Origin of the sequence: Lentzea albidocapillata subsp. violacea (genome assembly GCF_900100275.1) — a bacterium.
In the GTDB taxonomy this organism is placed as follows: domain Bacteria; phylum Actinomycetota; class Actinomycetes; order Mycobacteriales; family Pseudonocardiaceae; genus Lentzea; species Lentzea violacea.
This window is the reverse complement of the sequence record NZ_FNET01000015.1, coordinates 71,829-96,962: the sequence shown is the minus strand read 5'-3', so window position 1 is coordinate 96,962 and position 25,134 is coordinate 71,829. Positions and strand designations below refer to the sequence as shown.

At 69.5% G+C, this 25,134-nt stretch carries 28 protein-coding genes; 14 read left to right on the top strand and 14 right to left on the bottom strand.

The genetic code is table 11. The annotated features are described in order from the left end of the window. Nucleotides 1-21: 21 nt before the first annotated feature. Nucleotides 22-999, bottom strand: a complete 978-nt coding sequence (locus BLR21_RS28945; RefSeq protein WP_176929842.1) for an LLM class flavin-dependent oxidoreductase — start codon at nt 997-999, stop codon at nt 22-24. 143 nt (nt 1,000-1,142) lie between these two features. Between BLR21_RS28945 and BLR21_RS44730 the strand changes: the two genes are divergently transcribed. The 5 genes from BLR21_RS44730 to BLR21_RS42785 are packed head-to-tail and all read left to right on the top strand — an operon-like array spanning nt 1,143 to nt 4,565. Next, entirely contained in the window at nt 1,143-1,304 is a 162-nt protein-coding gene (locus BLR21_RS44730) for a helix-turn-helix domain-containing protein (RefSeq protein ID WP_218130989.1), read from the top strand. After that, entirely contained in the window at nt 1,305-2,672 is a 1,368-nt protein-coding gene (locus tag BLR21_RS43270; RefSeq protein WP_338061076.1) for an RNA-guided endonuclease TnpB family protein, read from the top strand. Nucleotides 2,673-2,707: 35 nt separating this feature from the next. Beyond that, nucleotides 2,708-3,697 (top strand): MBL fold metallo-hydrolase, encoded by a 990-nt coding sequence (locus BLR21_RS28935; RefSeq protein WP_090010795.1) that lies wholly within the window; start codon nt 2,708-2,710, stop codon nt 3,695-3,697. Beyond that, nucleotides 3,694-4,419: a lysophospholipid acyltransferase family protein gene (locus BLR21_RS28930; protein WP_256334993.1), complete on the top strand. Its 726-nt coding sequence runs from the start codon at nt 3,694-3,696 to the stop codon at nt 4,417-4,419. The genes BLR21_RS28935 and BLR21_RS28930 overlap by 4 nt, the downstream gene beginning before the upstream one ends. Further along, the gene (locus tag BLR21_RS42785; protein ID WP_176929841.1) at nt 4,416-4,565 is read left to right on the top strand and encodes a hypothetical protein; all 150 of its coding nucleotides are present in this window, start codon (nt 4,416-4,418) and stop codon (nt 4,563-4,565) included. The genes BLR21_RS28930 and BLR21_RS42785 overlap by 4 nt, the downstream gene beginning before the upstream one ends. A gap of 59 nt (nt 4,566-4,624) precedes the next feature. Here the strand turns inward: BLR21_RS42785 and BLR21_RS28925 are convergent, their stop codons facing one another. From BLR21_RS28925 to BLR21_RS28915, 3 genes are read right to left on the bottom strand one after another with little or no spacing between them, the layout of a single operon-like run. Then, the gene (locus BLR21_RS28925) at nt 4,625-5,065 is read right to left on the bottom strand and encodes a response regulator (RefSeq protein WP_090010794.1); all 441 of its coding nucleotides are present in this window, start codon (nt 5,063-5,065) and stop codon (nt 4,625-4,627) included. Next, nucleotides 5,062-6,573, bottom strand: a complete 1,512-nt coding sequence (locus BLR21_RS28920; RefSeq protein ID WP_090010791.1) for a sensor histidine kinase — start codon at nt 6,571-6,573, stop codon at nt 5,062-5,064. Before BLR21_RS28920 ends, BLR21_RS28925 begins: the two co-directional genes overlap by 4 nt. Next, nucleotides 6,570-7,715 (bottom strand): PP2C family protein-serine/threonine phosphatase, encoded by a 1,146-nt coding sequence (locus BLR21_RS28915; RefSeq protein ID WP_090010788.1) that lies wholly within the window; start codon nt 7,713-7,715, stop codon nt 6,570-6,572. The genes BLR21_RS28920 and BLR21_RS28915 overlap by 4 nt, the downstream gene beginning before the upstream one ends. A gap of 65 nt (nt 7,716-7,780) precedes the next feature. On the opposite strand from BLR21_RS28915, the gene BLR21_RS28910 reads away from it, so the two are divergent. After that, nucleotides 7,781-8,266, top strand: a complete 486-nt coding sequence (locus BLR21_RS28910; RefSeq protein ID WP_218130996.1) for a GNAT family N-acetyltransferase — start codon at nt 7,781-7,783, stop codon at nt 8,264-8,266. Here BLR21_RS28910 and BLR21_RS28905 read toward each other — a convergent pair. From BLR21_RS28905 to BLR21_RS28890, 4 genes are all read right to left on the bottom strand, one after another. Beyond that, nucleotides 8,201-8,671 carry a YkvA family protein gene (locus BLR21_RS28905; RefSeq protein ID WP_090010786.1) on the bottom strand — a complete coding sequence of 157 codons (471 nt, stop codon included), beginning with the start codon at nt 8,669-8,671 and terminating at the stop codon, nt 8,201-8,203. The two genes, BLR21_RS28910 and BLR21_RS28905, sit on opposite strands and share 66 nt — an antisense overlap. An 8-nt stretch (nt 8,672-8,679) precedes the next feature. Continuing rightward, nucleotides 8,680-9,090, bottom strand: a complete 411-nt coding sequence (locus tag BLR21_RS28900) for a hypothetical protein (protein WP_143027905.1) — start codon at nt 9,088-9,090, stop codon at nt 8,680-8,682. Between the two features lie 104 nt (nt 9,091-9,194). Next, nucleotides 9,195-9,938 (bottom strand): anti-sigma factor family protein, encoded by a 744-nt coding sequence (locus tag BLR21_RS28895; RefSeq protein ID WP_090010780.1) that lies wholly within the window; start codon nt 9,936-9,938, stop codon nt 9,195-9,197. Continuing rightward, entirely contained in the window at nt 9,935-10,504 is a 570-nt protein-coding gene (locus BLR21_RS28890) for a sigma-70 family RNA polymerase sigma factor (protein WP_030479030.1), read from the bottom strand. Before BLR21_RS28890 ends, BLR21_RS28895 begins: the two co-directional genes overlap by 4 nt. Nucleotides 10,505-10,618: 114 nt before the next feature. On the opposite strand from BLR21_RS28890, the gene BLR21_RS28885 reads away from it, so the two are divergent. The 4 genes from BLR21_RS28885 (at nt 10,619) to BLR21_RS28870 (ending at nt 14,338) form a co-directional block, all read left to right on the top strand. After that, nucleotides 10,619-11,203 carry a hypothetical protein gene (locus tag BLR21_RS28885; protein ID WP_090010778.1) on the top strand — a complete coding sequence of 195 codons (585 nt, stop codon included), beginning with the start codon at nt 10,619-10,621 and terminating at the stop codon, nt 11,201-11,203. A gap of 68 nt (nt 11,204-11,271) precedes the next feature. Then, nucleotides 11,272-11,982: a DUF4142 domain-containing protein gene (locus BLR21_RS28880; protein WP_090010775.1), complete on the top strand. Its 711-nt coding sequence runs from the start codon at nt 11,272-11,274 to the stop codon at nt 11,980-11,982. Between the two features lie 161 nt (nt 11,983-12,143). Next, nucleotides 12,144-12,971, top strand: coding sequence for a 4Fe-4S domain-containing protein (locus BLR21_RS28875; protein ID WP_090010772.1), 828 nt, complete (start codon nt 12,144-12,146; stop codon nt 12,969-12,971). After that, on the top strand, nt 12,968-14,338 hold the full coding sequence (locus tag BLR21_RS28870) for an NAD(P)/FAD-dependent oxidoreductase (RefSeq protein WP_176929840.1): 1,371 nt from the start codon (nt 12,968-12,970) through the stop codon (nt 14,336-14,338). The genes BLR21_RS28875 and BLR21_RS28870 overlap by 4 nt, the downstream gene beginning before the upstream one ends. A 521-nt stretch (nt 14,339-14,859) precedes the next feature. Here the strand turns inward: BLR21_RS28870 and BLR21_RS28860 are convergent. Continuing rightward, nucleotides 14,860-15,804 carry a beta-ketoacyl-ACP synthase III gene (locus BLR21_RS28860; protein ID WP_090010763.1) on the bottom strand — a complete coding sequence of 315 codons (945 nt, stop codon included), beginning with the start codon at nt 15,802-15,804 and terminating at the stop codon, nt 14,860-14,862. A gap of 81 nt (nt 15,805-15,885) precedes the next feature. On the opposite strand from BLR21_RS28860, the gene BLR21_RS28855 reads away from it, so the two are divergent. Beyond that, entirely contained in the window at nt 15,886-16,485 is a 600-nt protein-coding gene (locus BLR21_RS28855) for a TetR/AcrR family transcriptional regulator (protein WP_090010761.1), read from the top strand. Here BLR21_RS28855 and BLR21_RS28850 read toward each other — a convergent pair. Continuing rightward, entirely contained in the window at nt 16,455-17,180 is a 726-nt protein-coding gene (locus BLR21_RS28850; protein ID WP_090010757.1) for an alpha/beta fold hydrolase, read from the bottom strand. The two genes, BLR21_RS28855 and BLR21_RS28850, sit on opposite strands and share 31 nt — an antisense overlap. Beyond that, nucleotides 17,177-17,641, bottom strand: a complete 465-nt coding sequence (locus BLR21_RS28845; protein WP_090010754.1) for a hypothetical protein — start codon at nt 17,639-17,641, stop codon at nt 17,177-17,179. Before BLR21_RS28845 ends, BLR21_RS28850 begins: the two co-directional genes overlap by 4 nt. Before the next feature lie 87 nt (nt 17,642-17,728). Between BLR21_RS28845 and BLR21_RS28840 the strand changes: the two genes are divergently transcribed. Next, nucleotides 17,729-20,272 carry an AfsR/SARP family transcriptional regulator gene (locus tag BLR21_RS28840; protein ID WP_176929839.1) on the top strand — a complete coding sequence of 848 codons (2,544 nt, stop codon included), beginning with the start codon at nt 17,729-17,731 and terminating at the stop codon, nt 20,270-20,272. A gap of 22 nt (nt 20,273-20,294) precedes the next feature. Here the strand turns inward: BLR21_RS28840 and BLR21_RS28835 are convergent, their stop codons facing one another. Both BLR21_RS28835 and BLR21_RS28830 read right to left on the bottom strand, forming a co-directional pair. Next, nucleotides 20,295-20,693 (bottom strand): TOBE domain-containing protein, encoded by a 399-nt coding sequence (locus BLR21_RS28835; RefSeq protein ID WP_090010749.1) that lies wholly within the window; start codon nt 20,691-20,693, stop codon nt 20,295-20,297. Nucleotides 20,694-20,723: 30 nt separating this feature from the next. Then, nucleotides 20,724-21,689, bottom strand: coding sequence for an aldo/keto reductase (locus BLR21_RS28830; RefSeq protein ID WP_090010746.1), 966 nt, complete (start codon nt 21,687-21,689; stop codon nt 20,724-20,726). 178 nt (nt 21,690-21,867) lie between these two features. Here BLR21_RS28830 and BLR21_RS28825 point away from each other — a divergent pair, with 178 nt between their 5' ends. Then, nucleotides 21,868-22,752, top strand: a complete 885-nt coding sequence (locus BLR21_RS28825) for a polyprenyl synthetase family protein (RefSeq protein ID WP_176929838.1) — start codon at nt 21,868-21,870, stop codon at nt 22,750-22,752. On the opposite strand, the gene BLR21_RS28820 is transcribed toward BLR21_RS28825, so the two are convergent. Next, complete coding sequence (locus BLR21_RS28820; protein ID WP_090010740.1) at nt 22,713-23,621, bottom strand: NADP-dependent oxidoreductase; 909 nt, start codon at nt 23,619-23,621, stop codon at nt 22,713-22,715. The two genes, BLR21_RS28825 and BLR21_RS28820, sit on opposite strands and share 40 nt — an antisense overlap. 140 nt (nt 23,622-23,761) lie before the next feature. Between BLR21_RS28820 and BLR21_RS44450 the strand changes: the two genes are divergently transcribed. After that, entirely contained in the window at nt 23,762-25,006 is a 1,245-nt protein-coding gene (locus BLR21_RS44450) for a helix-turn-helix transcriptional regulator (RefSeq protein WP_090010738.1), read from the top strand. Nucleotides 25,007-25,134 lie beyond the last annotated feature (128 nt).

The following is a 25,134-nucleotide window of genomic DNA, read 5'->3' as shown; positions in this document are numbered from 1 at the left end:
TCACGCAACGCGGCGCCTGCGTCAAACAAGTTTGGGAAGCACCTCGGCGCCGAAGAGGCGGATCGTCTCGACGACCGATTCGTGCGGCATGCCGCCGATGTCCACCATCACCAGGTGCGTGTCGATCGACAGGCGCTCCGCCAGCTCGTTCAACCGTGCCGCCACCTCCTCCGGCGTCCCGCACACCGCCGCGCCGTCCATGATCGCGTCGGCGTCGATGTCGCCGTCCCCTCGCCACGGGTCCGCGAACCGCGCGTACTCGGCGAGGTGCGGCCGCCAGCGCTTCCGCGCGTCCTCCCGCGCCACGAAGACGTGACTGGGCACGCCGACGCGTCCGGTGGGAAAGCGCTCGCGGTACCGCTGGACCACCTCCAGGTAGATCGACGGGTCCCGCAACGTCGACGGCAGCATCAGCGGCATCTCCAGTTCGGCGCCCAGGTCCGCCGACACCGCCGACCCCGACCCGATCCACACCGTCGGCCGCGGCGTCTGCACCGGCCGCGGCGTCGTCGTCACCTCGCTCAGCTGACCGCGGAACCGCCCGTCCCAGCTCACCGACGGCTCCTCCAGCAGCTTGAGCAACAACCGCAGGTGCTCCTCGAACCGCGCCCGCAACTCGCCCGGCTGCACGCCGAACGCCGCGTCGGTCTGCTGGTCCACCCCGCGCGCCACGATGAGCTCCGCGCGCCCGTTCGACAGCACGTCCAGCGTCGCCAGCGACTCGGCCACCAGCACCGGGTCGCGGTGGGCCAGCAACGTCACGCCGGTCGAGAGCCGCAGCGTGCTCGTCCGCGCCGCCACCGCCGCCAGCAGCAGCTCGGGCGCGGACACGATGTAGCGGGTGAAGTGGTGCTCGCCGATCGCGACACCCGTGAACCCCGACTCCTCGGCCACCACCGCCTGCTCGACCATCGCCCGCAGCCGGTCGGCCTGGGGGACCTCCTGCCCGGTGCACGGGTTGGGCAGGTGGTCACCCAGGATCAGGAGGTAGACGTCCATGCGCGCCATTTTCCATCTTCCGGGGCAAGACGGTTGACCGAGATCAAATCAGGCGCAGCCGCGGCAGGTACACGAACTACGGGTGTACACGTCTGTGGACAACTCGTCCCAGCTCCGTTTGGCGCTCATCGCTACGCGCTACGGTGATCGTCGTGTTGGCCAGGTATCGCTACCGGATCGAACCTACGGTGGTTCAACGCGGGATGCTGGCGCGTACGTTCGGGTGTGTGCGGGTGGTGTTCAACGACGCGATCTGTTGTCGCGACGCCGCTCGCGGGGCCGGGCAGCAGATCTCGCCGACCTAAGTGCAGCGGCGAGTGATCACCGATGCGAAGAGGACCGAGCCGCGCGCGTGGTTGTCCGAGGTGGCTTCGGTGGCGCTGGTGCAATCCGTGCAGGACGCGCATCGTGCTTACCGCAACTTCTTCGACTCACTGTCCGGCAAACGTCGTGGTCGCAGGGTAGGAAGGCCCAGGTTCAAGTCCCGCAAGGACGGCCGGCAGTCGTTCAGGCTCACCCGCAACGGGTTTCGCCTGCGTCCAGGCGGACGGCTGTTTCTGGCGAAGATCGGCGATGTGGCGGTGCGCTGGTCACGCGATCTGCCCGGCGAACCGTCGTCGGCCACGATCATCCGCGAACCGGACGGCCGCTACTACGCGTCATTCGTGGTCGAGATCGCGCCGACCCCGCTGCCACCGGTCGAACGTGAGGCCGGCGTCGACCTGGGTATCACCAGACTGGCCACGATCGCATGCACCGCTGGAACGCGACGCGATGTCGTCAATCCGCAGTACCTCGCTCGCGCTCATCGCAAACTGGTGCGCACCCGGCGCGCTCTGGCACGCAAAGCGAGAGACAGCAACAACCGGGCGAAGGCGCGGCGCACGGTCGCCGTCCAGCACGGCAAGGTCGCCCGCGCTCGCCGAGATTTCCACCACAAGCAAGCTCTGAGGCTCGTCCGCGACAACCAAGCGGTCTACGTAGAGAATCTCGACATCGCCGGCATGGTTCGCAACCGCAGACTGGCCCGCGCCGTACATGACGCCGGCTGGGGCGGGTTCGTCCAGTTGTTGAAACGCAAGGCCGAACGCCACGGCCGTACTGTGCACGTGGTGTCGCGGTGGCTGCCCAGTTCGAAGACGTGTTCGGCCTGCGGGCACCGCATGGAAAGCATGCCGCTTAAGATCCGGCAATGGACGTGCCCCGGCTGTCTCAGCGTTCACGACCGGGACCACAACGCCGCCCTGAACATCCTCGCCGCAGGACGTGCGGAGAGATCAAACGCCTGCGGAGCTCAGGTAAGACCACCTCTCGGGGTGGCGCAGGGCGTTGAAACAGGAAGCACCCCGGACACGGCGCAGCCGTGCGGGAATCCCCATCCTTCCGGACGGAGAGCACGTCAAATGGTCACTAACAACGAGGCCGAGAGCCGCTACGAGGTCCACGTCGACGGCAAGCTCGCCGGCTTCCTGGAGTACCGCGACGTCGCGGGCGTCCTCGCGCTCGTGCACACCGAGGTCGACGAGGCCTACGCCGGTCAGGGCTTCGGTGCCCAGCTCGCGAAGTACGCGCTGGACGACGTCCTGGCGAGGGATGTCAAGATTTCTCCGCTGTGCCCGTTTGTCGCGAAGTACATCGACAAGCACCCGGAATACCGTGTTACCGTCCGGTAGATAGTTGCGAGCGCTAACAATGAGGTGGGCGTAGCGTGTGGAGTGAACCGGGCGCGTTCGAGGTCGCACCAGGTGTGCACCGGATTCCGCTGCCGCTGCCGAACGACGGCCTGCGCGCGGTCAACGTCTACGCGATCGAGGACGGCGACGGCCTGGTCATGGTCGACTCCGGCTGGGCGCTGGACGAGGCGCGCGACCAGCTCGAAGCGGCCCTGGGCACCCTGAACAAGGGCTTCGAGGACATCAAGCGGTTCCTCATCACGCACGTGCACCGCGACCACTTCACGATGGCCGTGTCGCTGCGCAGGACGTTCGGCAGCAGGATCGGGCTGGGGCTGGGCGAACAGCCCTCGCTGCGGCACATGCTGCACGGCCAGGACGACCAGCACGTCGACGACCTGCGCAAGTGGGGCGCGAGCGAGCTGGCCGAGACGTGGGTCAAGATCATGCACCACGTCGACCGGGGCGAGGCGCTGCGCGACTACGAGGAGCCCGACGAGTGGCTCGTCCGCAGCACCGTCGGCCTCGAGCACCGCGAGCTGGAGATCGTCCCGACGCCCGGCCACACCCGCGGTCACGTCGTGTTCGTCGACCACACCGCGAAGGTGCTGTTCTCCGGCGACCACGTGCTCCCGCACATCACGCCGTCGATCGGCTTCGAGCCGCTGCGGCCCGAACTGCCGCTCGGCGACTACATGACGTCGCTGCGGCTCACCCGGCAGCTGCCGGATCTCAAGCTGCTGCCCGCGCACGGCCCGGTGACCGACAGCTCGCACGCCCGCGTCGACGAGCTGCTGCAGTTCCACGAGCAGCGCCTGGAGGAGATCCTCAAGGCTGTCGCGGGCAGCGCGTTCGAGACCGCCCGCAAGATCGGCTGGACGCGCCGCCAGCGCCGGTTCGACGATCTCGACATGTTCAACCAGGTGCTGGCCATCGGTGAGACGGCCGCGCACCTCGACGTTCTGGTCGAACGTGGCGAACTGACCCGAACTTCGAACGCCGGCGTGCTCGAATACACCGTGTGACACCACGCGAACTGGCCGCCTGGACCTGGAAGATGCCCCGCAGGGGCAGAGGCTTCTGGTTCTCGCTGGCGATCGACGTCCTGTGGCCAGTGGTCGTGCTGTTCGTGCGGCTGCGGGTGCGCGGCAGGCAGCACGTGCCGGGCAACGGCGGCGTGATCCTCGCGTTCAACCACCTGTCCAACGCGGACACCGTGGCGGCCGTGGTGTTCGCGCTGATGTCGAACCGGGTGCCGCGCGTGCTCGCGAAGGCCTCCCTGTGGCGCATGCCGGTCTTCGGCTGGGTCATGCGCTCCGGGGGTCACATCCCGGTCGAACGCGGCACGGTGAAGGCCTCAGAGGCGCTCAGGCCCGCTGTGGAGGCGCTGCGCGACGGCGAGTGCGTGATGGTGTTCCCCGAGGGCACCTTCACCGACGATCCGGAGAACTGGCCGATGAAGGGCAAGTCCGGCGTGGCGCGGATGGCGCTGGAGTCGCGCGTGCCGGTCGTCCCCGTCGCCGAGTGGGGCACGCAGGACCTGCTGCCCAGGGGCACGTTCCTGCCGAGGTTGTTGCCGCGCAAGAGGATCGAGGTGGTCGCGGGCGCTCCGGTCGACCTCTCCGACCTGTACGACCGCGAGCTCACCGCCGAAGTGCTGGCCGAGGCCACCCGGCGGGTCATGGCGGCCATCACGACGATGCTGTCAGGCATACGTTCGGCTCAGGCGGGTAGCCAGAGTGCATGAGCACGCGAGAGGAATTCGAGTTGCGCAGGCAGGGCCGTCCCGGTGGGTCGGGGATCTGGGCGCCGGTCGTTCCTGAGCCGCGCGAGCCCCAGGAATGGGTCGTGCAGGCTGATGACGAACCGGTGATCGTGCGGAGCGTCGACTGAGTGTCCACGACACCCGGTTAGTTCTGACCTGCGAATATGGACTTCGGCGCCGCCGTGATTCAGCGGGGCAGCTTCACCACGGTGACGAAGAAGTCGTCGATCTGGCGGACGACCTCGATGAACCTGTCGAAGTCCACCGGCTTGGTCACGTACGCGTTGGCGTAGAGGCTGTAGCTGCGCAGGATGTCCTCCTCGGCCTCCGAGGTCGTCAGCACGACGACGGGGATCGAGCGCAGCTCGGGGTCGTTCTTCACCTCGCCCAGCACCTCGCGGCCGTCCTTGCGGGGCAGGTTGAGGTCGAGCAGGATCAGGCCCGGCCGCGGCGCGTCCTCGTACTGGCCCTCGCGGCGCAGGAACTCCAGCGCCTCCACGCCGTCCTTCACCACATGCAGAACGTTGCGAATCTTGTGGTGCTCGAACGCCTCCTGCGTCATCAGCGCGTCGCCCGGGTCGTCCTCCACGAGCAGGACGTCGATCACGTTCAGGTGTGCTTCAGTCATGCGGTTACCTCAACCAGGTCTTCTGCGGCGACGGGCAGGGTGAACTCGAACTCGGTGCCGGAGTCCACATCGGTCTTCAGCCAGATGGTGCCACCGTGGTACTCGACGATCTTGCGGCACATCGCCAGGCCGATCCCGGTGCCCGGATAGGCGTCCTTCGGGTGCAGGCGCTGGAAGATGACGAAGATCCGTTCGCTGTACTCAGGCTCGATCCCGATGCCGTTGTCCTGGACGGAGAACTTCCACAGTTCGCCGTCGCGCTCGGCGCCGATCGTGATCCTCGGAGCCGACGGCCCCTTGAACTTCAACGCATTGCTTATCAGGTTCTGGAAGACCGCGCTGAGCAGAGTCGCCTCACCTCGCACGGAGGGCAGCTCGCCCACGACGATGGTGGCGCCGGTCTCCTCGACGCGGTCGGAGAAGTTCCCGACGACCTGGCCGACCAGCTCGTCCAGGTCGATCATGGTGCGTTCGCGGGTGATCCGGCCGACGCGGGAGAACGCCAGCAGGTCGTTGATCAGGCCCTGCATGCGTTTCGCGCCGTCCACGGCGAACTCGATGTACTGGTCGGCGCGCTCGTCGAGCTGGCCGCCGTACCGCCGTTGCAGCAGCTGGCAGAACGACGCGACCTTGCGCAGCGGTTCCTGCAGGTCGTGCGAGGCCACGTAGGCGAACTGCTCCAGCTCGGCGTTGGAGCGCTGCAACTCGGCCGACCTCTGGTCCAGCAACGCGAGCTCCTGCACGATCCGGCGGCGCATGGCGTTCACGTCCTCGCCGAGCATCACCGTCTCCAGTGGACCGTCCGCGTCGATCTCGTGCTCGAAGTCGCCGGACGCCACCTGCCGGGTGTGTTCGGCGAGGCTCGCCAGCGGCGCGACCAGCAGGCGGTGCAGCAACACCGACAGCCCGCCGATCGCCACGACCAGCAGCACGCCCATGCCGATCACCAGCCACAGCACGACGTTCGCCGCGTCGTCCAGGTCCTCGCGGGCCTGCCGGGCAAGCCCGCCGATGTCGGTGCGCAACGCCGACACCTCGGCGCGGAGCTGGTCGAACAGCACCTTGCCACGCTCGATGTCCCCCGCGGTGGCGGCGCCGGGGCCGGTCTGCTTGATCCCGGCGACCGTCGGCTCCGCATACTCCGCACGCCACTGCCGCGCGAGGTCCTCGATGCGGCTCACCCGGCCGTTGACGTCGCCGACGAGGTCGCGCACACTCCGCGCGGCCTCGGTCTCGGCCTTCTGGCCGTCCAGGTACGGCGTGAGGAAGTCCTCCTGGCCGGTGAGGACGAACCCGCGCACACCGGTCTCCTGGTCCAGCAGCGAGCGGTTCAGTTCGTTCACGAGGCGCCCGGCGGGCTCGATCCGGTCGACCGACCGCGCCCGTGTGTCGCTCAGCGCGTCGAGGGCGACGACCGTGGACGAGATCGCCACCGCGGTCATGGCCAGCAGGACCGCCACGATGACGCCCAGCAGCCGGCTCGCCGGAAGCCTTTGCGGCAGGTTCACTTGCCATCCTTCAGCAGCAGGACGGCCACGTCGTCGTCGAGTGCCCCGCCGTTCAGCTCCGTCACCTCCGCGATGACCGAGTCCATCCAGTCGGGACCGTCCCGCAGATGTCTGGCCAGGATCTCGCAGAGGCGCTCGACACCGAGCCGGTCGGCGTCGTCAGGTACCCGACCCTCGATCAGTCCGTCCGTGTAGCAGGCGAGGGACCAGCCGGACGGCAGCGGCACGTCCACCCCGGTCCACGCGTAGTCGGGCAGCACGCCGAGCGGCACCCCGATCTTCGACGGCGGCAGGTCCACGATCTGCCTGCCGACCATCAGCAGCGGTTCGGGGTGCCCGGCGAGGAAGTAGCGCGCCGAACGGCGGTCCGGCGCCACGGTGACCATGCACGCCGTGGTGAAGATGCCCTCGCCGTGCCGTTCCGCGACCAGCACCTGGTCGAGCGTCCGCAGCACCTTCTCCGCCGGTGCCCCGGAGAGGACCAGCGCGCGCCACGCGATCCGCAGGCAGACGCCCAGCGCGGCCTCGTCCGGGCCGTGGCCGCAGACGTCGCCGATGATCGCGTGCACGGTGCCGTCCGGCAGGCCGACCGCGTCGTAGAAGTCGCCGCCGAGCAGCATCCGCTGGCCGCCGGGCTGGTAGCGGACCTCCAGGTTCACGTCCGAGTTCTGCAGCAGCGCGGGAGGCAGCAGGCCGCGTTCGAGCCTGCTCCGTTCGGCCGCCAGGAGCTTGGCCTCGCGCAGCTGGAACTGGGCGTCGTCGGCGCGGCGGCGTTCGACCGCGTACCGGACGCCGCGCAGCAGCAGTTCGCCGTCGACCTTGCCCTTGATCAGGAAGTCCTCGGCGCCGGCGGCCACCGCGGAGATGCCCTCGCGTTCGTCGTCGAGCCCGGTCAGCACCAGGATCGCCGGCGCGTCCGGTTTGGCCAGCAGCCGGTGCAGGCCGTCGAGCCCCTGTGAGTCGGGTAGTCCCAGGTCGAGCAGCACGCACTCGGCGTCGGGGAGCAGGTTTTCCGCCTCCGCGAGCGTGTGGGCGCGCGCCAGGATGAAAGGCGCGCTCGCTTCTTCGAGCAGCGCCTCGACCAGGAGGGCGTCGCCATCGTCGTCCTCGACCAGGAGGACGCGTACTGTCTTCGTTCGCATCAGGTCGGACTTTAACGTTATTCGGGTGCGCCGCTCGCGTCCGACCTACCAGGATTGTGGACGTGTTGATCCGTCTCGCCCAACCAGCCGAACTGCCGTACCTCCAGGAGATCGAAAACGCCTCCGGAGAACCGTTTCGCGACATCGGGATGCCCGAGATCGCCGACGACGCCCCGATGGCCCTGGCGGACCTCGCCGAGAACGAGGTCTGGGTCGCGATCGGCGCGGAAGGCGTGCCCGTCGCGTTCATCGCGGTCGGTGACGTCGACGGCGCGACCCACGTCCACCAGGTCAGCGTGCACCCCTCGCACGCGCGCCAGGGGATCGGCGCCGCGCTGATCGAGCACGTCACCCGCTCCGAACGCGCTGTGACGCTGACGACGTTCCGCGACGTGCCGTGGAACGCGCCGTACTACGAGCGCCTCGGGTTCCGCGCCGTGGCGGACGCTTCGCCCGGCCTGGCCGAGATCATGCGCGAGGAGGCCTCACGGGGCCTCGATCCCGCGACCCGTGTCGCGATGATCCTTCTCCCAGCGCAGGTACGAGCCTGAGGCCATCGAGAGACTGCTGAGCAGCCACACGAGGACGCCCGCGTCGTCGGTCACCCCGATCACCGGGAGGAACTCCGGCAGGACGTCGATCGGCGACACGAGGTAGAGCAGCGCCACCGCCCACATCATGACCTGGCTACGCGGCAGCTCCGGGTACTTGCCGCCCCGCCAGGTCCTCCACAGCCGCGGCAGCGCCTTCACGCGCGCGATCGGGTTCCCGACCGGGCCGGGACCCTTCTGCGCGCGCTTGCGGCGGTTGCGCAGCACGCCCAGCCCCGCGAACACCAGTCCGAGGGGGATCAGCACCCAGCCGACCACCGCCGGGCTGAGCCCGCCCATCGGGGCGGTGCGGAACAACAGGATCAGCAGACCCGACAGCGAGATGAACGATCCGAAGACGACCATCTGGCTCCCTAGCTTGGTTCCTGGAAGAGCATCGTCGGAATGGCTTTGTGCGGCTGCTTCTGCTGGGCGGGCTCGGGTTCCCTGAGCTCGATCACAGGTTCGGGTTCCTCGGCGGGAACCTCTTCGGCCGCAGGCTTTCGCGCGGCCTTCACCGGAGGCGTGAAGGGCTGGTCCAGAGCGGCGCGCGCCTTGGAGATCCAGACCTTCTGCATGGCCTCGTCCTTGCTGCCGGCCGAGGTGGCCGCGAGTCCGGAGAGGACACCGCGGATGCGCGGAACCAGCGCCTGATGACGCCGGATCGCCTGCCACACAGCGTGATCACCCGGTAGCCGGGCGGACACGAGCCGCGTGACCTGAGCGCGCAGCTCCTCTGTGGACAGATCGAGCCAGCGCTCGACCGCTGACGGGCCTATCGCCACGTAGCCAGCCTTCCCCGAACTTCTGCGAAATCCCTGCGAAACGACAACTGCCCCCACAGGATCTCACGGATCCCGCGGGGGCAGTGGGCTGGTGTCGTGAAACGTCAGGAAGCCACGACTTCGAGCAGGGTCTTCCCGTTCTCGTCCACGATGCGGAACGTCGCGATCTCGTGCCACCGCATGGCCACGTTCGCGGCCAGCTTGATGGCCTTCCTGTCTCCCGCCACCGGTTCCGGGGCGTACCAGGACGTGACCTGCGCTACGCGGCCCGCGCGGCCCACTGCGACGAGCGAACCCCTGCTGGGGCCGGACATGCCGGTGACCTCGATGTCCATCGCGGTCCCCGACGGGGTGTCGGACGCGGTGATCTTCGTGCCGACGCCGCTGTTCGGGTCCTGGTGCGTGACCTCCATCGACGTGTCGGTGGAGTTGTTCGCCACCCTCGTCTGCGACGTCGAGGTGCCGGGGTTCTGGGGCGCTGCCTGGTTCGAGCCGTCGTTGCCACCGCGCACGACCAGGGTCGTGACCACCGCTGTCACCGCCACGACGCCGGCGGCGGCGGCCGCGACGCCCTGGGCGACGAACCACCGTCGGCGCTTCCTGCGCGCCGCGACGGCGTCGAGCATGACCCGCACCGACTTGCCGTCGGGGCGTTCCGGAGCCGTTCCGCGCAGCATCCCGCCGGCGTCGGCCTCGTCGATGAGGTCCGGCACCACCGCGAAGTCGCGCAGGTCAAGAGCACACCGCCGACACTCGGTCAGGTGGTTCTCGAACGCCTCCACCTCATCGGCATCGAGGATGCCGAGCACGTAGGCGGCTACGTCGAGGTGATCTGGTGCCGTTGTCACCGCGTCTCTCCCCGATCGTGCAACGCACGCCGCAACGCACGGAGCGCGTAGTACACCCTCGACTTGACCGTTCCCGGCGGCACACCCAGTGCAGCCGCGGCCTCACCGACGGTGCGGTCCCGCAGATATGTCTCGAGAATAGCCTCCCTGTGTTCCTCGGAGAGACCGTTCATCGCCTCCGCCACGACGATCGCCGCGAGGGTGCGATCCTCTTCGCCACGCGAGGGCGACTCGTCCGAAGGGGTCAGTTCGAACTCCTGCGGACGGACGCTTCTCTTACGTCTGTCGTCAATGACCAACCGCCTTGCCACCGTGAACAACCACGACCGCAAGAGCACGGGGTCACGCTCGAGTTTCTCGGCATTGCGCCATGCCCTTACCAGGGTCTCCTGCACGATGTCCTCGGCCCACTGACGATCATGGCCCGTCAACCTCATGCAGTGTCCCAGCAGGGCACTCCCGAATTCCTCGTACAGCCGACGGATCAACTCTTCCTCGAGAGACCCCGGTCTTGGTGATTGTTCGTCTAACTCACGTTGACGTCTATGCCGCGCCACGGGGGACATCCTTGCCCCATCAAGCGGCTGAAGTCGAGAGGCAAATATTCCTCACGAAGTTCGTGAACCGTTGCCCGATCGTGTCCGTACTCCTCGGTACCCCCGCTGAGAAAGGACCTGCCGATGCGACGTGGACCAGCCATCACCGCCCTGGCGGCACTGGCTATCTCCCTCACCGCGTGCGGCAGCGGCGAGACCCCTCCCGGAGGGGTCGCAACGGGTGGCCTGCAGGCGAATCCCGCTGATCTGAGCGGTACTAACAACTACTTCATCTCGAACACCGAGCAGATGGGGTGGTTCGTCACGGACGCCGACGGGCTCCCGCTCTACCGCTACGACAAGGACGTGCCCAAGCCGTCCAAGTCCAACTGCGAGGGCGAGTGCGCGAAGGCGTGGAAGCCGGTCCTCGCGGACAAGGTGCCGATGGCGACCGGTGTGGATCCGATCTCCATGGGTGTCCTGACCAGGCCGGACGGTACCAAGCAGCTGACCATCGCCGGCTACCCGCAGTACACGTACGCCGAGGACAGGACCGCCGGTGACATGAAGGGGCAGGGAAAGGGCGGCGTGTGGTTCGTCACCGCCCCGAACGGCGCCAAGATCACCGGCGGAAAAGCGCAGAACAACAGCAACAAGAGCAGCGGTACACCGAGCACGTCCCCCACGGGCGCGGGTCAGACGCCCCCGCCCGCCGCGCCCGGTTACTGAGTCCACTGCTCAGGCGAACGCACCCAACCCACTGTCGACTTCCACTGGACAACGAGGACATCAAGACGATGACCAGAGCCCTCGCCACCGTCTTGGCGATGTTGTTCCTCTTCGCCGGACTCACTCCCGCGGTGCAGGCACAGCCCGCGGACACCGGCGGAGTGCAGAACACCCCGACTGGTCCGCTGACCGCGAACGACCGCGAACTGCTGGTCAAGGTTCGCCAGGCGGGCCTGTGGGAGATGCCGATGGGCGAGCTGACGGCCACCAAGGCGTCGAACGCCCGCGTCAAGCAGATCGGCAAGATGATCATGCTTGACCACATGATGCTGGACGCGGCGACGAAGAAGGCCGCGGCCCAGCTGGGTGTCTCCATCCCGGACGTGCCGAGCCCGGCGCAGCAGTCGTGGATGGAAGAGATCAACGCGCTCGAAGGAGACGCGTTCGACCAGGCGTTCGTCGCGAGGCTCCGCGCCGCGCACGGACAGGTCTTCATGTTCATCGCGAAAGTGCGCTCGGGCACCCGCAACGACACCATCCGCCCGTTCGCACAGGCCGGTATCGACGTCGTGATGAAGCACATGACGCTGCTGGAGAGCACCGGGATCGCAGGCGACTCGTCCTTCGCGGAACCCCAGCCCGCCGGCGGCATCATCAACGCCTCGCTGGCCTCCGGTGAGGGGCCGAACATGTGGGTGATCCTCACGGTCACCGCCGCGGGAGCCGTTCTCACCGTGCTCCTGCTCCGAGTACTCCGCCCGCGACGACCGGTGCGGTGATTCCGCAAGACCCCGTTGCACGACGGAAAACGGAGGTGGTGTCCCAAGGTCAGAGGCACTCCAACGCGGACCTGTTCCCACCCGCCCGGCCCTGATGTGTCCACTCCTGCACCCAGGACCGGGCGGGTTCCCGCGAGAAGTTCTTTCCGGAGGAAGAGTTGTTGTCGAGCCAGATTCCGCTCCTGGTGGCCCAGTCAGCCGAGTTCGACTCGGGTGTCAAGAAGATGGCCCAGATCTCCGCCAGGCTGGCTTATGTACTGATGTGCGCGACCTTGTCCTGGGGCGTGCTGATCGCGACCGGATGGGCCGAGAAGCTCACCGGCCGTGAAGGTCTGAAGAACGGGCACATGGTGCTCGCCTCACTGGCGATCGCGTTCGGCTGCATCCACGCGTTCGCCTTCTCGTTGCTGCAGGGTGCCCCCCTCAGCATCATCAAGCTGATTCTGCCGTTCGTGGACGGCGGCCTGTTCCGGCACGCGCTGGGCATCCTCGGCCTTGAGGTCATGCTCGCGATCGCCGTGCTCGCCTCGATGAGGCACAAAGTCTTCTACCGCAAGTGGTTGAGGTTCCATCAAACGGCGTACATCGCGGTGGCGATCACCGTGGTGCACTCGTGGTTCGGCGCCATCGCGAACGGCAACCTGTCCGTTCTCTGGCTGGCCGGCCTCACCGTTCTCGTCCCCACCGCGACCCTGGCCCTGGCCCGGTTCCTCCCGCCCGACGTGCTGATGCAGATCGGCATGCTCGACTCCGAACGCGGCAAGGAACCCGGTATCGGCGAGGGCGACGCGATGGACGTGAGCGTCAACAACGAGAAGTGCCACCGCTACGGCACCTGCCAGGCGGAGGCCCCGGATGTTTTCCAGCTGATCGAAGACAACCGCCTGACCTACAACCGACGCCCGCCCGAGGAGCACTTCGCTCAGGCCAGGTCGGCAGCCCGCGCGTGCCCGATGCGCGCGATCGAGATCAGGGAGCGAGTGAAGTGAGCGAACGGATCGTGGTCGTCGGCGGCGGACTCGGTGGAGTCCGTTCCGCGGAACGGCTGCGGGAGATGGGTTTCGACGGGCAGATCACCATCCTGTCCGCCGAGCGCCACCTCCCGTACCACCGCCCATGCCTGTCGAAGCAGATCATCACCGGTGAGTGGACCCCGGACGACGCGTTGCTGTCGTTCTCGGGTGACCTCGACGCCGAGTGGCGGCTGAACTCCCCGGCCCTGCACCTGGACCCCCGGAAGCAGTCCGTCTGGGTGCCCGGCGGCGAGGAGATCAAGTACGACGGCATGATCATCGCTACCGGCGTCGACGCCAGGGCGATGGGCGGGGCTCCACGCCACGACCCGCGGGTGCACGTGCTGCGGACGCTGGACGACGCGGTCGCGATCCGCAGGAACATCCGTCAGTCGCAGGGCCTCGTCGCCGTCATCGGCGGAGGGTTCATCGGCTGCGAGCTCGCGTGTTCGATCCGGCACCTGGGCCGCGACGTCGCCCTGATCGTGCGCTCGCCCGCGTTGCTGGGCGGTGTCGTCGGTGACGACATCGGCAAGAAGATCACCGAGGCGCACGTCGAGCACGGCGTGCGCCTGGCCACCGGCGTCGGCATCAAGCACTGGGTGCGCCAGCCGGGCGGCATCGGCATCCACCTGTCGGACGGCCAGGTCTTCTTCGCCTCGTGCGTCGTGCTGGCCGTCGGCGCCTCCCCGGCCGTCGACTGGCTGCGGGGCTCCGGCCTCGACATCTCCGACGGCGTGCTGTGCGACTCCACGAACCACGTGGTCGGCGCCGAGAACCTCGTCGCCTGCGGTGACGTGGCCCGCTGGCCCAACATGCGCTTCAACGGCGTCGTGCGCCGCGTCGAGCACTGGCTCAACGCCGTCGAGGGAGGCCGCGCCGCGGCCGAGAACCTCCTGGTGGGCCGCAACCACGCCAAGACCTACACCCCGGTCCCGCGTTTCTGGACCGAGCAGTACGGCATGCGCGTGCAGGGCGCGGGCCTGCCCGTCCTGGGCACCGACACCACCGACGTGAACGGACTCACCGGCTTCATCGCCAACGGCAAGCTCGTCGGCATCGTGGGCCTGGAATCGCCGGGCAAGATCATCACCGAGACCCCGGAACTGTTCCGGCAGAACACGGTCGAGACGAACGTTCCAGTGTGGACACAGCCGCAGCCCGCCGCGGCACCGGAAGTTCTGCCGACCACCATGATCCCAGTTCCCGAACCGGTCGCCGCCCACGCATCATCCGTTCCCCCGTCCGTCTCGTCGTCGATGTCGCCGCCATTGCAGCGGCGGAGGCATTCGCGATCGAGGCCGGAGATGGTGCGAGTGGGCGGAGGACGCGCGAGGCCCTAACCAGGTAGTGGAGGATTTCAGGTTGCCGGTACAGGGCAAGCGGGAACGGCGAACTCCGACGTCGCCCGCGTGGCCAGGTGGCGGACCGATGACGTCACGCGGCGATGCGCTCGTTCCCGCGCCGGCAGCCTGAACCTTCCTCTCGTGCGTCACCAACGGTGTGGCGGCTCGGAGGGCTCCCGAGTCGCCACACCGGCCTATTTCTGGGGTTGTTGGGTTTAGCGGGGTGGTGGCCTTGCGTGTGCGGGCGGGGTGGCACCGTGCGGGTCGGCTTGCGTGGGCTTGTGGCGTTCCAGCGGGGTGGTCGCCTGCCGTGCGGGCGGTCGCCTTGCGTGGGCGGCCGGGCGGGCAGTACCGGGCCGAGTGCGTGGGTCACCACCGCTTGACCGGCATGGAGAGGTTCACGCGCCTCGGCTTCGCCATTGCCCTGTGTGCGGAGGGACGCCTCGGCTTCGCCGTTGCGTTGGGCGGCAGGGTGGCTCGGCTCCGCCTTCGCCCTGCCGCGCAACACAAGGGCGCCCCTACGGAGCCGTGATCACCTGGCCCGCCCACGACAGCCCGCCACCGAACGCGAACAGCAGGACGGGCTGGCCGGACGGAAGTTCCCCGCGCTCGGCCATCTTGGACAAAGCCAGAGGTACCGAGGCGGCGGAGGTGTTGCCGGACTCCACGACGTCGCGCGCGATCACCACGTCGTCCCGCAGGCCGAGTCGCTTCGTCATGGCCTCGATGATCCGCAGGTTGGCCTGGTGCGTGACGACGGCGGCGAGGTCGGTGACCTCGATGCCTGCTCGTGCGCACGCTTGTGCGGCGATGGCGGGGAGTTCGCTGGTGGCCCAGCGGAAGACGGCCTGGCCCTCCTGCGCGAAGCGCGGCTGCCAGTCGTCGACGAGGCGGACGGCGTTGGCGCGTGTCGGGTCCGAGCCCCAGGTGGCCGGGCCGATCTGGGCGTCCGGGGAGGCGCTGACCACTGCTGCTCCGGCGCCGTCGCCGAGCAGGATGCAGGAGGAGCGGTCGGTCCAGTCGACCAGGTCGGACATCTTCTCGGCGCCGATCACCAGGGCGTGCTGGGCGGCACCTGCCCGGATGGTGTGGTCGGCCGTGGCGAGGGCGGTGCAGAAGCCCGCGCAGGCGTTGTTCAGGTCGAAGACCACCGCGGAGGGGATCGACAGGCGCGCCGCCACCCTGGCCGCGGTCGAGGGGCTCCGGTCGATGGCCGAGCAGGTCGCGACGATGACCTGGCCGATGTCGGACGGGGCCAGGCCGGAGGCGGCCAGTGCCTTCGCGCCCGCTTCGGAGGCCATGTCGGCCACGGTTTCCGTGGGAGCCGCGATGCGGCGGGTGGAGATGCCGGTGCGCTGGCGGATCCACTCGTCGTTGGTGTCCACCATCTTTTCCAGGTCGGCGTTGGTCAGCACTCGTTCGGGCTGGTGGTGGCCGAGCGCGACGACACGGGAACCGGACAAGGTGAACTCTCCTTCGGCCAGGGTGACCCGGCGAATATAGCAACCGATCGGTCGGTAGCTAAAGAGACGTAAACTACAAAGATGAGCCCGCGCAGATCTGTCGCCGACACCCTGGAGACACGGCAGCGCATCCTCGACCGGAGCCTCGCCATCGCCTCCGCGGAGGGGCTCGAAGGGCTGACGATCGGCCGGTTGGCGGCGGAGCTGGGGATGAGCAAGGCCGGGCTGCTCGGGCACTTCGGCACCAAGGAGGCCCTGCAGCTCGCGGTGGTCGACCAGGCCGCGGAGGTCTTCCTGCGGGAGGTGCCGCGCAAGGTGAAGCAGATGCCGTCCGGGCTGCCGCGCCTGATCGACGTCTGCGAGGCCTGGGTGTCCTACCTCGAACGCGAGGTGCTGCCGGGCGGGTGCTTCTTCACCGCCGCCACGGCCGAGTTCGACGGGCGCAGCGGTCGGGTGCGGGACGCGCTGGCCGGCATGAACGCGTTGTGGCGCAGGGATCTGCGGATCCACATCCGGCGTGCGGTGAGCGACGGAGACCTGAAGCCGGACACGGACGTCGAGCAGCTGATCTACGAGATCCTCGGGGTCATGCTGGCGCTCAACCACTTCCTGCAGCTGGAGCACGACAGCGCGGCGCCGCGCCGGGCCCGTCAGGCGTTGAAGCGGTTGCTCACGAAGTGATTCACGATCTCGGCGACCTCCGCCGGTCGTTCGGACACCATGCCGTGCGTCGCGTCGATCTCGTGCACGCGCACGTTCGGGGGCAGGTCGCGGCGCAGTCCCGCGCGGTGGGCGTCCATCAACGGCAGGAGATCGGGCGGCACCGGCAGGGTGCGGGTGGCGAGCACCAGCAGGAACGGGCAGGAGACCTCGGCGAACACCGGCAGGGCGTCCAGGAACTCGGGTGCCGTGCGCAGGGCCGAGGTGATCGAGCGGTCCGGGCGGGTGACCATCTCCAGCTGGGCGGTGAACATCGCGTTCAGCCGCGCCAGGCCCTCGGTCACCGCGTCCTCGGCAAGTCCCGCGTAGTTCGCCGGATGCGTGGTGGCGGAACGGTGTCCGTCCAGACTCACCGCCGCCGGGCACGACGGATGCCGCAACGCCCACATGCCCGCGAGGATGCCGCCCAGCGAATGCCCGACGACGACGGGATCTTCCAGTCCGAAGTGGACAGCGGTGTCGTCCAGGTCGTCGAGCACCGCCTCCCAGTCCCACGGGCCGTCACCGGATTCGCCGTGCCCACGCAGGTCGACCGCCACCGCGCGCCCGTCCAGGTGCGGCGCAAGCGTTTCCCATGCGGACCTGTCACCACCGAGCCCGTGCAGGAGCAGGAAAGGCGAGTCGTCGCCGCCGAAGTCCGTCGCCGCGAGCTTCACTGTTCTCTCCTCAGGCCGAGACGGGCGCGGATCGAGTCGACGGTGACGCCACCGTCGGGATGGCGCAGCAACTTGTTGCGGTTCACGAGGTCGTGCACGCCCTGGCGGGTGATGCCGAGCATCGCCCCAGCCACGCCGAGGGAGACGTGGTCCCTGCTCGGGTGGCCGGCGCGGCGTGCGGCGACGCGGCCCAGCGGTGTCGCCCACCAGCTTTCGGGCGGGTCGAACGGGGTGTCGCCGGGGTAGAGCACGGACATCAGGCGGATCGCCACCTGCCGGGCCAGGGTGTCGTCGGGGCCCAGGAGCTGGGCCGCCCACATCTCGGCGTCGGCCTCGACGGAAGACCGCAGGCCGGCGAGATCGGCCTGCGGTAGCAGGATTTCCAGCGGGTCGAGCAGGCGGCTCGTCACGAGCCGGATCAGGTCGGTCCGCAGGTCCACGTGTTCCGAGGTGGTCGCCACTTGACAGACGATAGCAAGTACTTGACGGCCGCCGTCAAGTAGTAAGGCGGCCCGCCGTAGGTGTTGTGGTGGTTACGATCGGGAGCTGTGGAGTTCCGGGTGCTCGGGCCGGTCGAGTGTTACGCCGACGACGGCGTGCGGCTGAGCCTTGGGCCGCCCAAACAACGAGCTGTGCTGGCGTTGCTCCTCGCGCAGCCCGGCCGGGTGCTGCCGGTCGACCGGCTGATCAGCGTGCTGTGGGACGACGCGCCGCCCAAGACGGCGCTGAAGAACCTCCAGGTCTACGTCTACCAGCTGCGCAAGATCGTCGGCTCGCGGCTGCTCTCGCGGGCGCCCGGCTACCTGATGTCGATCGATCCGGCCGAGCTCGACCTCACCCGGTTCGCCGAGCTGCTCGACGTCGCCCGCAGGGAACGCACGCCGCGCGGTTACCGCGAGGCGCTCGCCTTGTGGCGCGGGCCCGCCCTCGCCGATCTCGCCGCGTCCGGCCTGCTGCGCGGGGTCGTCGCGCAGCTGGAGGAGCTGCGGCTGGCCGCGCGGGTCGAGTGCGCCGAGGCGGAGCTCGACCTCGGCCGGCACGTCGAGATCGTCGCGGACCTGAACGAGTGGGTGCGGGAGCACCCGTTGAACGAACGCCTGCGCGAGCAGCAGATGGTCGCGTTGCACCGTGCGGGGCGTCCGGCCGAGGCGCTGGCGGCCTACCAGGAGTGCCGCCGGGTGCTCACCGACGAGCTCGGCGTCGAACCGGGGGAGTCGCTGCGGCGGCTGCAGGCCGAGCTCCTGCGCGCGAAACCCGTTGGGGCGGCGGCGATCCGGCAGCTGCCGCCGGACGTGGTCACCTTCGCCGGCCGCGGCCGCGAGCTCAACCTGATCAAGGCGCAGCCGCGGCCGGACCGGGTCGCGGTGTGCGTGATCACAGGGCCGGCTGGCATCGGCAAGTCGGCGCTCGCGGTGCGGGCGGCGCACGAGATCGCGGCGAGGTTCCCGGACGGCCAGCTCTACGCCGACCTCTCCGACGGCGCCTCGGACCGGATCCTGAGCCAGTTCCTGCGTGCGCTCGGCGAACGGCCCGGAGACGAGGAGGCCCTGCGCTACCGCTCGCTCACCGCGTCACGCCGGCTGCTCGTGGTGCTGGACAACGTCGCCACCGCCGGCCAGGTCACCCGCCTGTTGCCGACCGGTCCCGGCTCGGCCGTGCTGATCACGTCCCGCCGCCCGCTCACCTCGCTGCACGGTGCCTCGTACGTGAAACTCGGCGCGCTGCAACTGGAGGACGCGTACCGGCTGCTGGAGGGCGTCGCCGGTGAGGTCCCGGACGCGGCGGAACTCGTGCGCTGGTGCGGCGGACTGCCGCTGGCCCTGCGTATCGCGGGTGCCCGGCTCACTCGTCCACAGTGGACCGCACCGTTGCTGGCGGCGCGGCTGGCGGACGAGGCGCGCCGCCTCGGTGAGCTGAGGCTCGGCGACGTCGCGGTGCGCTCCGCGTTCGAGGTCAGCTACGCCGAGCTGGGATCTCCTGACGTGGCAAGGGTGTTCCGGTTGATCGGACTGCTCGACGGCCCCGACTTCGCGGTCGCCGCGGCACGGGCGCTGACCGACGTGCCGGACGTCGAGGACCTGCTCGCGGAACTCGCCGACGCGCACCTGGTCGAGGAACCGGTGCCCGGCCGGTTCGCGTTGCACGACCTGCTGCGCCTCTTCGCGCGCGAACGCTGCCGCGCCTCGGAGTCGCCCGAGGAACGCTCATTGGCCCTGGAACGCCTGCACAAGCACTACCTGGAAGCGCTGGCGGACAACCCGGCCGACCTCTGGCTGGCCGAGGAGCGCGACAACCTGCTCGCCGCCGCGCACCAGGCCTCGCCGGCCGACGCGATCGCGTTCGCCGCGGGCCTGTCCTGGTATTTCCGCCGCCGGTCCGAGGTGGCGGACTGGGCCGCGCTGAACACGCTCGCCCTGGAGGCCGCCCGCTCGCTCGGCGACCTCCGCGCGGAAGCGCTGGCGCTGAAGGAACTCGGCGCCGCCTGCGAGCGCGGCTTCAGGTTCGGCGAGGCCCAGCGGCACTGGACGGCGGCACTGGCCCTGGCCCGCGAGCTGCACGACCGCCAGCTCGAAGCCGTGACCCTCAACAACCTCGGCATCACCCACTGGCGCCGCCGGGACCTGCCCGCCGCACTGACCTCGCTGGAGGCGTCGCTGACGTTGCGCGAGGAACTGGACGACTCGCAGGGCGCGGCCTACGTGCGCACCAACCTGGGGCTGGTGCACGCCGCGCTGGGCGACCTCCCGGCCGCGCTGGTCTGCTACGAGGAGACGCTGACGACGTTGCGCGCGTGCGGCGACAGGTCCGGCGAGCTGCACGCGCTGGCGAACATGGCCGACGCCCACCGCCGGCTCGGCTCCCTGGACCGGGCGCTGGAGCTGGCGGAGGAGGCACTGGGCCTCGCGCGGTCGGTGGGGGACAGGCAGATCGAGGCGGGTGTGCTGCTGGACCGCGGCATCGTGCACGAGCTGGCCGGGCGGGGTGAGCAGGCGCGTGCCTCGTACGCCGAGGCGGTGGAGTTGTCGCGGCGCATCGGGTTCCGGTGGGGTGAGGCGGAGGCGTCGCGGAAGCTGGCCGGGCTGGACGGTTAGCAGCGTGCTCCGAACGAGCGCACTAGGCTTCGGGGATCTCGACGACGACGTGCGTCGACTTGATCGAGGCCACGGCGACGCTGCCGACCTCCAGGCCGAGCTCGTCCGCGGACTCACGGCTCATCAGAGACGTGATGCGGAAGGGCCCGGCCTGCATGTCGACCTGGGCCATCACCCCGTCCTTGACGACGCGGGTGACGATGCCCTTCATGCGGTTGCGCGCCGAGGCCGCCACGGTCGCACCGGGCTCGGCCACGTCGGTCATCTTCTGCGCGAACGCGGCGAGCTCGGTCCCGCTGACGCCCTTGCGCCCGTTGTCCAGGACGACGGACGCGAGACGGCCCTGGTCGATCCACCGGCGCAGGGTGTCGTCACTGACCCCGAGCAGCGCGGCGGCCTCGCTGATCCGCAAGTTCGGCACGGGCGGAAGTGTATATCCGCGTTCGCGGCGTCAGGAGTGGCCGGCGATGCGGTGCGGCTGGTAGCCCGACTCCAGTTGTGCCGCCTCGTCGTCGGTCAGGTCGAAGTCCAGCGCCGCCACCGCGTCGTCGAGCTGGGCGGGCTTGGTGATGCCGACGATCGGCGCCGTGACAACGGGATTGCGCCGTAGCCAGGCCAGCGCGACCTGTGCCCGCGACACGCCGCGGGCGGTGGCGATGGCCGCGACCTGGTCGACGATCGCGCGGTCCGACTCCAGGTACAGGGTGGACCCGGACTCGTCGGTCTCGGTGCGCGCGGTCGTCGCGTCCCAGTCGCGGACCAGGCGGCCGCGGGCCAGCGGGCTCCATGGGATGACGGCGATGCCCTGGTCCGCGCAGAACGGCAGCATCTCGCGTTCCTCCTCGCGATAGAGGAGGTTGTAGTGGTTCTGCATCGACACGAACTTCGTCCAGCCGTTCTCGCGTTGCGTGAACAACGCCTTGGCGAACTGCCACGCGTACATGGACGACGCACCGATGTAGCGCGCCTTGCCGGACTTCACGACGTCGTGCAGCGCCTCGAGTGTCTCTTCGAGAGGGACGGTGCCGTCGAAGCGATGGATCTGGTACAGGTCCACGTAGTCCGTGCCGAGCCTGCGCAACGAGTTGTCGATCTCGGCGAGGATCGACTTCCGCGACAGCCCGGAACCGTTGGGGCCTTCGTGCATCCGGAAGTGCACCTTGGTGGCCAGCACGATCTCCTCGCGCCGTGCGAAGTCACGCAGCGCGGCGCCGGTGATCTCCTCCGAGGAACCGGCCGAGTACATGTTCGCGGTGTCGAAGAAGTTGATGCCGGCGTCGAGCGCGGCCTTGATGAACGGCCGGGAGTCCTCCTCCGGCAACGACCACGGGTGGCCGCCCCGCAACGGATCTCCGTAGCTCATCATGCCGAGACAGATCTCGGACACGTCCATGCCGGCGAGCTTGGTGTAGCGCATGGGTCAGCCCCTCAGGAAACGACGATCACGGTCGGGTGATGGTGACGACAACCCGTTCAACATCAACGTAGTCCGCATCGCTGGATCGTGCCTCTGTTTAACACGTCAGTGGCTATCGGACCTGATTGCCGGACCAGCGGGTTTAGCGTCGTTTCCCAGGGGTCTGAGAGGAAGCGCAATGACGAGCATCGACCTGGTCGCGCCACCGCGGCACGTGCTGGAGCGCACCCGTGCCGCGGTCGGGCCGTTGCTGCCGGCGGCGTTGGCGGAACTTCCGGACGAGACGCGCGAGGTGGTCGAGTTCGGCCTCGCCCGGCAGGACTTCTCGACGGCCGCGCTCGTGCTGCTCTCCGCCGAGGCGTTCGGTGACGCCGACGTGGCCGTGGTCGCCCTCGCGCTGGAGTTCGCGCACCTGCACGAACAACTGCACGCGGACCTCATGAGCCGCGGGGGAGCGTGGGAGGCGTTCGGTGCGGACAGGGTCGTCTCGGCGGCCGACGCTCTCCTCTCCCTCGCCCTCGCGCGGCTCACCACACCCCAGGTGATGATCCTCAACGTCGCGTTGATGTCCGTTGTGGACGGTTACGTCCAGGAGATCGGCATGGCCGAGGAGGACGACGTCGACCTGGCCCAGCACCTCGGTGTGGCGGCGGCGAAGCACAGCTCGCTGACGGCGGCGGCGTGCGAGCTCGGCGCGCTGGCCGCCGGTGCGAGCGCGAGCCAGGCCGGGCACCTCAGGCAGTTCGGTGACGACATCGGCCTGGCGCGCAAGCACGTTGACGACGTCCTGGCCCTCCACGACGACATCGCGCACGGTCGCCGCACGCTTCCGGTCGTGGCGGCGGCCAACTCCGGGATGAGCGTCGGCGGCGGCCGTAAGTGGTGCGAGCAGCAGGCCGAACTGCTGCTCGCCCGCGCCCTGAACCACCTGCGGCAGTGTGGTCCGAGGGCGCGGGCGGCAGAGGAACTGACGGCGCTCGCCAGGGAGGTCACGACCGCCCGGTGTGCTCCGGCCGTGCCTGCTCAGCCGACGGGGCGCAGCACCACCTTGCCCGGCGCGTGACCGGTCGCGACCAGGTCCTGCGCCTTGGCCGCCTCATCCAGCGGGAGACTCCGCGCGACTCGCACACCGAGCTTGCCGTCCACGACGAGCTGGGCGTACTCGCCCAGCCTGGTGCCGAACGGGGCACCGCCGCCGGAGAACGTGACGCCCAGCTCGGCGGCCTGGGGATCGGCGATGGTGACGATCCGGTCGGTGCCGCCGCGCAGTTCTATCGACAACGGCAGGTCGCCCTGCCCGGCGGCGTCGAACACGGCGTCGACGCCCTGCGGCACGGCGGCGCGGATCCGGTCGGCGAGCCCCTCGCCGTAAGCGACCGGCGTGGCGCCGAGCGACCGCAGGTAGTCGTGGTTGCCGGGGGAGGCGGTGCCGATGACCGTGGCACCGCGGGCCACCGCGAGCTGCACGCCGACGGCACCGACCACGCCCGCGGCCCCGTGGATCAGCACCGTGTCGCCCTCGCCAACCTTCAGCTCGTCGAGCACGCGGACCGCCGTCTCGACGGCCACGGGCAGCGCGGCGGCCGTGTCCCAGTCCAGGTCCGCGGGCTTGAGGGCGAACTCAGAGGCCAGCGCGTACTCGGCGTAGGCGCCGGTGACGGTCCAGCCCAGGACCGAGTCGCCCACCGCGACGCCGGTTACGCCCTCGCCGACCTCGTCGACGACGCCGGCCGCCTCGAGGCCGGGGGTCACCGGGAACGGGGGCGTCATCTGTGGCGGCATCCACCCGTTGCGGATCTTGTGGTCCAGCGGGTTGACCGCCGCGGCCACCACTTTCAACCGCACCTGTCCCGGTCCGGCGTGCGGCTCCTCGACCTCGTTCAGGCTCAGCACTTCGGGGCCGCCGAACGTGCTGTAGGTGATCGCCTTCATCTCTGACTCCAGGTGCTCGTCGTTTGGTTGACATGTCAACTCTAGCGACGCTCGCGCCCTGCCCGCCCCCGCACTTCGGCTAGTCCTACCTAGTCGAAAGGCCAGTAGGATGCTCGCCGGAGCGGGCTACGCTGAAAACCATGGACCTGCTGGCCGCCGTCGACGTGATCCGGGCACCGCTGAGCGAGACGCTGTCGCGGCTGTCGGCGGCGATCGCCGGCGCCATCCCGCACCGGGCCGTGGCCGAGCTGTCGAACTGCTCGTTCGCGCCGTTCAAACTCCGTGGCGAGGCGCCGGTGACGATCACCGACATCGCCGCGTTGCGTCCGCAGCTGCCGGACAGGGGCGCCTGGCAGGGGCGGGCGGCCATGGCCGGGGCCGACGTGCCGGTGGTCGTGCTGGTGAGCGACGTGTCCGCACCGAGCGCGTTGCTGGTGCTCCTGCGCACCGACGACACCCCGGTGGCCGACGAGGTGCTGGCGCCCGCTGTCGCGTTGTGGGACGTGGTGACCGCGCACATGGAGGGCCTGCGCAACGAGGCGGTGCCCGCGACGCTCGCCGTGTCCCGGGCGGCCGCGGCGGCGCGTGCCGTCGCCATCTCCGACCTCGGCGACGCGTACGGCGCCTCGCTGACGGCGTTGCTCGGCGTGCTGCGCGACCACGGCGTGGACGACGCGGCCGCCCGCTCGCGGTCCGTCGACCTCGCCGTCACCGCGCTGGTCGAACTGCGGTCGCGGGCCGACCTGGACCGGGCGCAGACCGAGGAACGGGCGGGCGAGGCCTTCGAGCGGCTCGCCGAGTCGTTGCGGCGCGTGCTGCGCGGCCGCGACGTGCGCCTGGACCTGGGTACGCCCGGCGCGGAGGAGGGCGCGGACCGGATCGTGCCGACCGAAATCTCCGCCACGGCGGCCGCGGTGGTCAGGTCGGCCGTGCACGCGATGCTGGACGACCAGGGTGGGGTCGGCCGCGTCCACATCGGCTGGAAGATCGTCGGCGCGGTGCTGAGGGCGACCGTGCGCGACGACGGTCCCGGCACCCTGTCCTGCGGCAGCCTCGACCGCCGCCGAGTGCCGGAACGCCTCGGGCCGCTCGGCGGGAAGGCCGAGGTCGACGCGGTGCCGGGCTGGGGCGCGACCGTGACGATCGAGGTGCCGCTCGGGCCGCCGGAGAGCCCGCGCGAGGACCCGCTGACCGTGCTGGGCCCGCGCGAGCTGGAGGTGCTGGGCCGCCTCGCCCGTGGCCGGCGCAACCGCGACATCGCCGGTGAGCTGCACATCAGCGAGTCCACGGTGAAGTTCCACGTGGCGAAGATCCTGGAGAAGCTGGGTGTCGGCTCACGGGGAGAGGCAGCCGCCCTCGCGCACGAGTGGGGCGCTGCCCGCTAGGTCATCCACAGGCTGACCAAGCCGCGCACCACAGCCAGGCCGGAGCTCAGGCCCTGCTCGGCCGCCTGGCCAGTTCTCAACGTCGGCCATGGCGGCAGACGACCTGGGCGAAGTGCTCCGCGAGCGAA